Annotated in this window: 2 protein-coding genes; both read right to left on the reverse strand. The window is 31.4% G+C overall.

What is annotated here, in order from left to right; genetic code table 11:
* A partial coding sequence (locus tag FE392_RS22670) for a hypothetical protein (protein ID WP_319931935.1) occupies positions 1–273 on the reverse strand: 273 nt, incomplete at its 3' end.
* Positions 270–677: a hypothetical protein gene (locus FE392_RS22675; protein WP_015484804.1), complete on the reverse strand. Its 408-nt coding sequence runs from the start codon at positions 675–677 to the stop codon at positions 270–272. The genes FE392_RS22675 and FE392_RS22670, both read right to left, overlap by 4 nt.
* Between the last annotated feature and the right edge of the window lie 10 nt (positions 678–687).

Genomic DNA, 687 nt, shown 5'->3' on the forward strand with positions numbered 1-687 from the left:
AAGATAATACGATACTTGAGAAAAGAATTTAACCGAGTTACTCGAAAAACTTCGAGCATCCAAATCAATATGAGCTTCATCTAAATTTAAAATTGTAGATTTTTCTTGAGCAATATTTTTAAAATGTTCTATTTCAGTAAATGGCTTTGAACCAACTACGCCATAATTGCTATACAATACGCAATTACTTTTCTGTTTAAAGTGATGTGCAAACAATGTCATTCCTAATGTCTTACCGCTTCCAAGAGGACCTTCAAAGACCATTACGTTCATGCAAGTTCATTTCCTTTCACTACTTTTGCACTATTAGCTGAAAGTGATAATGATGGATTCGCATTCGCTTTCAGTAAATGACTTAATTTCGCATTACCTTTAATTCTGTCAAACATAGTTAATATTTTTAGAACCTTTTCATAGAAGGCAAGTGGTAAACTCTGTTTTTTTACAGAAATAACATAATCAGCTATATCTTTACATCCATTCTCATTAAGCAATAAAATACCTTTCATCTGAGATGCATTCAAAGGCACTGAATTTTCCTTCATGTATTGAAATAATTGAACCGTTTCAATACTTTCACTTGAAGTATCTTCTTCTAAAATTTCTTCTTTCATTATGTCTTGAACATCTGGTAACACTTCTTCTACAACTGTTTTTTCTAAAGTCACTTCACTCATTCAGTTCACC

The organism is Xenorhabdus santafensis, from assembly GCF_033949405.1.
In the GTDB taxonomy this organism is placed as follows: domain Bacteria; phylum Pseudomonadota; class Gammaproteobacteria; order Enterobacterales; family Enterobacteriaceae; genus Xenorhabdus; species Xenorhabdus santafensis.